Raw genomic sequence first — 6,460 nt, 5'->3', positions numbered from 1 at the left:
ATTGAATTTAGACAATATAAAAAGCAATGGATACGCGTTTCAGGAAGAGATGATATATTTATGCGAGAAAAAGAATTTTTCAATAAAAGAAATTCCGATAACATGGAGTTGAGCCATTATGCGCCTTCACGTCAAAAGAGCTTACACTCCGCGCTATTAGAACTATAGATTCTTACGGCTATCCATGACCAGTTTAATACATCTCCCACCAATACCGGGCTTGCCCCGGCGTAGTCACGCAAATATCTTCGGATTGGCACCTATATTTCACGACGAATCCGGGCTTGCCCCGGCGTAGTCACACAAATATCTTCGGATTGGTACCTATATTTCACGACGAAGCCGGGCGACCGGAATACTCAATTGCTCCCTATATTTTGCCACAGTTCGACGGGCAATTGGGAAGCCCTCAGTCTGTAAAACCTTGGAGATGGCTTCATCGGAAATCGGACGGGATTTGTCCTCTTCCTCAATGATCACCCGTAGACGCTCTTTGATGCGTCGGGTAGAAATATTCTCACCATCCTCGGCTTCAATACCTTCACTGAAAAAGTACCTCAATTCTAAAACACCCCAATCAGTTTGAGCATATTTTCCACTGGTGACCCGGCTGATGGTAGAAATATCCATACTGATATCTTCAGCAATATCCCGTAGAACCATGGGTTTTAAATGATCTTTCCCTTTTAAGAAAAAGCCCTTCTGCCGTTCGATGATAGCATTGATCACCTTGAGCATGGTGATCCGTCGCATTTGGATGGAGTTAATGAACCACTTGGCTGACTCTACCTTTTTCTTCAAAAATAGCTTGGTGTCAGTATCCAACTTCTTCTGATTGTGGATCATATTTTTGTAGCTGCCGGAGATGCGCAATTCAGGAATAAATGAATCGTTCAGAGTGACGATAAATTCACCATCTTGCTCTGTGATGTAAAAATCAGGTGTGACATAGTTATTTTTCGGGTCGATATAGCCATCACCCGGTTTTGGATTCAGCTGAGAGATCAATTCCTCGGCTTCACGCAGACCAGCCTTGGTCAGATGGAGTTTACGCAAGATCCTTTCGAAGCGTTTATTGGCAAACTCATTAAAGTAGTCACGTATGATAAAATGAGCCGGTGTATCCGGATAGATCTTCTCTATCTGCACCAACAGACATTCCTGTAGATTCCGGGCACCGATACCCAATGGTTCGAACTGCATCAATTGAGCGTGAATTCTCTCAACGGTACTCAGATCAGTTTCAAACTTTTCAGCAATAAAATCCAACTGAATGATAAGATACCCGCGTTCATCCAAACTCCAGACCATCTCTTCAATGATTTCTTTATGCTCTTCCCTGATATGTGAAGTAGCGATCTGTTCAATGATATCCTCAGCCAGACTCGGTTTATAAGCATTTTGGATTTCTATCTCTTCAGCACTCTTATCGTAATACTCCTTGGCTTCATAGCCGTCGTTGGAGAAATAATCCTCTAGATCGATCTCCGGCTCTTCAGTTTCCGCCTCTTCTTCTGGATTATCCAACTCCTCAACATCGTCCTCAAGCTCCAGGAGTGGATTGATCTCGAGTTCGGTCTTGATTCGCAATTCCAGGGCCATTGAGGGTAACTGCAGCAGCGTGGAAAGCAGAATCTGCTGGGGCGTGAGGGTCTGTTTTAATTCAAGATGTTGTGATAGTTCCACAGTGCTTATCGATCCAATTTGAAGTTACTGCCAAGGTATAATTTCCTGGCCTGTTCATCATTCGCCAGAAACTCGGCGTTCCCTGACAATAATATTTTTCCCTGAAAAAGTAAATAGCTGCGATCCGTTATGGATAAGGTTTCATGTACATTATGATCCGTGATCAACACCCCGATACCCTTATTTTTCAAGGCCAGGACAATCTGCTGGATATCCTCTACTGCGATGGGGTCAACCCCGGCAAACGGTTCATCCAATAAAATAAATTTGGGGTCAGTGACCAGTGACCTGGCAATTTCAGTCCGGCGTCGTTCACCTCCACTGAGCTGATGCCCTTTGTTCCTGCGAACATGAGTGATGGATAGCTCTTCCAGGAGCTGCTCAAGTTTAACTTCTTGATCCTGCTTACTGATATCCAGGGTCTCACAAATCAGGCGCAGATTGTCTTCCACACTCAGCTTTCTGAAAATGCTGGCTTCCTGAGGTAGATATCCGATCCCGGATCTTGCCCGCTGGTACATGGGTGAGCGGGTGATCTCTACTTCCCCCATGAAAACCGTTCCCGAATTGGGTCGGATCATACCAGTAATCATATAAAAGGTGGTTGTTTTTCCAGCACCATTCGGTCCCAACAGTCCAACGACCTCACCTGTTTTAACCTCAATGGAAACATCACTGACAACCGTACGCTTGCCGTAATGTTTAAAAAGATGGTTACCCCTGAGAACAATTTCACTCATACTTTTTTATTTAATAATTCCATTTTTCTACAAATTTTCAATCTTCAATCTCACGATAAGTCACTCCCGTAGGCTGAGTGATAGTCCAATTCTCCAGATTTGCATCAGATTCAAAGCCTACTCCATAAAGTGTATCGGTTGCCGTGGTAAGCACAATGGAATCCTCGGTGAAAATGGATTCGCTATCCTCATTCCAATACAAAATTCTGGTAGTCAGAGTCATTCCGGAATCTGATCTCACAAAAACATTTCCGGTTGCCGTAAAGAGATGACGTTGATCATCGATCCGACCCGTATCGGCAGACATGGTCGAGCTGTGTTCTCCATTTCGACCAAAAAAATCCAACTGCACCTCCCCGATAAAAATGATCTCCCGGGGCTTATCGTATTGAGCCGAATAAGCGGCACTGGCCTGCACCGTTTCTTTACCAACTGAATTTATACGGATGGCGGGATTCCAACTTTCCTGACTGGGAATGCGAGCCTCCTCAGCTTTACCTTGCTCTAATGATTGCCCCACAGGTTCGCAGGCAATGATTAAACCCAGGAATATGATCAGTAGTGAATGTTGGAATGTCATGCCCACAATGTAGACTAAGTTTGAAACAATGTCAGGAAAAAAAGCTGGCAATCACCAGTGTTTTGGCATAGTCTTAGATTAAGTGCAAAAAACGCACCATCTGGAGATTCAGTATGCAAACTTTTCGTCAGCATCTTAAAGATAAAGTCCTTGTTTTTGATGGAGCTATGGGCACCAGCATTCAGCATTTGGAGTTAACAAAGGATGACTTCTGGGGGAAAGAAGGCTGCAACGAACTCCTGATACTCTCCAAACCTGATGCCATCCGTTCGATCCATGCCAGCTTTTTGGAAGTGGGCTGCGATGTGATCGAAACCAACACTTTCGGTGGCACTCACATCGTACTGGGCAACTATGGTCTCTCTGATAAAATTGTTGAAATCAACCTAAAAGCTGCTCAACTGGCCCGCTCGGTGGCAAAGGATTTCTCCACTCCAGCTCACCCCAGATATGTAGCTGGCTCCATGGGACCGGGTACCCGTCTGCCTTCGTTAGGGCATATTACATATCCAGAGATCTACCAGGCTTATCGCGAACAGGCAGCCGGGCTAATCGATGGTGGTGTTGATGTTATCCTGGTGGAAACTGTTCAGGATCCCCTGCAAGCCAAAGCGGCGCTAAATGCCGTCTTTCATACCCTCCATGAAAAGCACATCGATTTGCCAGTCATGGTTTCAGTAACCATGGAGGCCACTGGCACCATGCTTCTGGGAACCGATATGCTGGGTGTACTGACCACCCTTGAGTCTTACCCGCTTGCCGTAGTTGGAATGAACTGCGGAACCGGACCCAAGGCCATGGGCGAACACCTCCACACCCTCTCAGCCCATTCACCCTTCCCGATCTCCGTGATACCCAATGCGGGTTTACCCCAAAATATTAACGGCGAAATGCTCTATGATCTAACCGGACCTGAACTCGCCCACGACTTACGGCATACCATTGATGAAATGGGTGTGAGTGTGGTGGGTGGCTGTTGTGGAACCACTCCCAACCATCTCAAACATGTGGTTGAACAAGCCGGACGACTGAATCCGCCTCCCCGAGACCCTGTTTTCTACGCTGCAGCGAGTTCGCTCTATGCGGTTTCCAAGTTCGATCAGGAGTCCAAACCACTGCTCATTAGTGAAGCAACCAATGCCAATGCATCCAGGGAATTCAAAGAATTTCTCATGGCAGGTGATCTGGATAGTATGGTCAGTCTGGCTCGAGACCAAGTTGCTGAAGGAGTTCATCTCCTGGATGTCTGTGTTGCCTGTGAGGATCGCGATGAAGCAGCTGACATGAGTCAATTCATTGAAAGGGTGAACAGCCAGATCTCAATTCCCATCATAATTCACTCCACTGAACCCAGGACCATTCGGGCGGCTCTGGAACGAACCACCGGCCGGGCAATGGTATATTCCATAAATTTGGAAGCGGGTGAAACAAAAGCCATCGAGATCATCAAACTCTGTCAAGAATTTGGAGCTGGTCTGGTTTGCCGAATTGCTGATGAAACGGACATAGCCAGAACTGCTGAACAAAGGTTGACCATTGCAAAGCGGCTCTACAACCTGGCAGTGACCCAACAAGGGCTGCGTGAAAGCGATCTTTTCTTTGACTTCCCTACCTTCTCACTGGCGTCTGGAGATGAAACGCTTCACAGATCTGCCGGTGAAACTCTGGCAGGGATCAGTCTGATCAAGTCAGCTTTTCCGGAGAGCTTCACCTGTCTGAACCTCTCAAATGTTTCTGCTGGATTAAAACCAGACACCCGTGAGCTGGTAAACTCAGTTTTTCTTCACCTGGCAATAGAAGCCGGACTGGATGCCGCCATGCTGCATGCCGAACATATTCTACCCTACCATAAGATCAAAGAAGCCGACCGTAAACTCTGCGAAGATTTCATCCTGAACCGTGAAACGCCTGATCATGACCCCCTGGTGAACCTGTTGGAAGCGCATATCGATCCGGAAATGGCCACCATAATTGAAGGTGATCCATGGGAACTACCCAGGCAAATCGCATCCATTCCTGAACCGCCTTTTTGGGGACGCAGGGTCATTCATGATATCGGTCTCAACACCATTTTCCCATTTATCAACAAAGCTGCCCTATTCAGAGGTCAGTGGGGTTTTAAGCAGGGCCAGATCAGTCCGGAAGACTATGCTAAAATTGAGCAGGAGACCATCTTCCCCACTTTCGACAGGCTCACAACTCAGGTCATAAACGAGCAACTATTGATCCCGACGGTGATCTACGGATACTACGCCTGTCAGTCAGAGGGTAACCGGCTTTGGATTTATGGGCAACCCGATGATGAACAACCGCTGTATCATATTGATTTCCCGCGACAAAGCAAACCACCGAAACGAGCCATTCCTGATTTCTTCTGCAGTATAGAATCTGGAAAACGTGATGTTTTGGCTTTTCAGCTGGTGACCATTGGCAAAAAAGCGTCTGAATATGCGCATGGATTATATGCAAAAAATGCCTATGCTGAATACCTCTATTTTCATGGCCTGGCGGCGGAAACTGCCGAAGCTCTGGCTGAATACTGGCATCAACAAATTCGTCAGGAATTGAATATCCATCAGTCAGATGGTGATGAGGTCAAGCAGCTATTCCATCAGAAATATCAGGGAAGCCGCTATTCATTTGGCTATCCGGCTTGTCCTGAACTCAAAGACCAGGAGTTGATCTTCAAGCTACTGGATGCCCCGGCAGAGGGGATCATGCTCACTGAGGACTATCAGATTATTCCCGAACAAAGCACCTCAGCTATTATTGTTCATCATCCCGAAGCAACGTTTTTTTCAGTATAGGTTTTGTCTGTCGGCGAAGGAGAGCTGCGACGGCAAAATTGGTTTCAACCCGGTTGCTGCATATGAAAACCTGTTTGACCGCCAGGCGCTTGAAAACGGGTTAAATTAACACATAAGGTAAAATATGAATCACATACACGGTCACGAAGTCATGCACATGATGGCGAAATCAGGTCTTTCTTATAGTAGAGACTCACTACGTCCGGCTATTCATGAACAATTTGGAGCTGAAACGTCTGCTCTGACAGGCCGGTCGTCTATGCCGAAGCCAGCCTTTAGAGTATGACTTCGTGCGCGCAGGCACAGGCAGGTAGCCGAGGAGGAGGAAACGTTTGATACTTTGATGTTGCTCAGCACAGGCAAGCTCACTACAAACTTTCGAGCTGAATGTCTTTCGATTCAGATATATCCACTTTTAATAGAATCACGTCACAAATCATAAACTCAAACCACTTTGTATCCAACTACCGTATAGAGGCTGTGTGAAAACTTCATTGCGTCGGAATAATTGCTTGCTAACATTAGCTTTAGTTGTCTACGTATAGTACTGTTACTATTGATACTTACCCCAGGCTTCAGCCTGGGGGTTATAAAAACCTTAAAAAAAGGAGGGCTTTAGCCCAACAATACTGAGCTAAAGCCCTAGG

5 protein-coding genes are annotated in these 6,460 nt (G+C 46.2%); 2 read left to right on the top strand and 3 right to left on the bottom strand.

Annotated features, from left to right (window positions below):
- Positions 1 to 324: 324 nt before the first annotated feature.
- Genes rpoN through lptC form a run of 3 tightly spaced genes read right to left on the bottom strand, consistent with a single transcriptional unit; the run spans position 325 to position 3,006 of the window.
- Positions 325 to 1,686: an RNA polymerase factor sigma-54 gene (gene rpoN, locus U9Q77_00075; protein ID MEA3285759.1), complete on the bottom strand. Its 1,362-nt coding sequence runs from the start codon at positions 1,684 to 1,686 to the stop codon at positions 325 to 327.
- Positions 1,687 to 1,691: 5 nt separating this feature from the next.
- Positions 1,692 to 2,417, bottom strand: coding sequence for an LPS export ABC transporter ATP-binding protein (gene lptB / locus U9Q77_00070; protein MEA3285758.1), 726 nt, complete (start codon positions 2,415 to 2,417; stop codon positions 1,692 to 1,694).
- Positions 2,418 to 2,463: 46 nt separating this feature from the next.
- The gene (gene lptC / locus U9Q77_00065; protein MEA3285757.1) at positions 2,464 to 3,006 is read right to left on the bottom strand and encodes an LPS export ABC transporter periplasmic protein LptC; all 543 of its coding nucleotides are present in this window, start codon (positions 3,004 to 3,006) and stop codon (positions 2,464 to 2,466) included.
- A gap of 113 nt (positions 3,007 to 3,119) precedes the next feature.
- Between lptC and U9Q77_00060 the strand changes: the two genes are divergently transcribed.
- Both U9Q77_00060 and U9Q77_00055 read left to right on the top strand, forming a co-directional pair.
- Complete coding sequence (locus U9Q77_00060; protein ID MEA3285756.1) at positions 3,120 to 5,813, top strand: homocysteine S-methyltransferase family protein; 2,694 nt, start codon at positions 3,120 to 3,122, stop codon at positions 5,811 to 5,813.
- Positions 5,814 to 5,937: 124 nt separating this feature from the next.
- A complete protein-coding gene (locus U9Q77_00055; protein MEA3285755.1) occupies positions 5,938 to 6,099 on the top strand; it encodes a DUF2492 family protein in 162 nt (53 codons plus the stop codon).
- Positions 6,100 to 6,460: the final 361 nt, after the last annotated feature.

The sequence above is a fragment of the Candidatus Neomarinimicrobiota bacterium genome (assembly GCA_034716895.1).
In the GTDB taxonomy this organism is placed as follows: domain Bacteria; phylum Fidelibacterota; class UBA8477; order UBA8477; family JABMPR01; genus JABMPR01.
The sequence above is the reverse complement of the archived record's forward strand: the minus strand, read 5'-3'. Positions and strand labels throughout refer to the sequence as shown.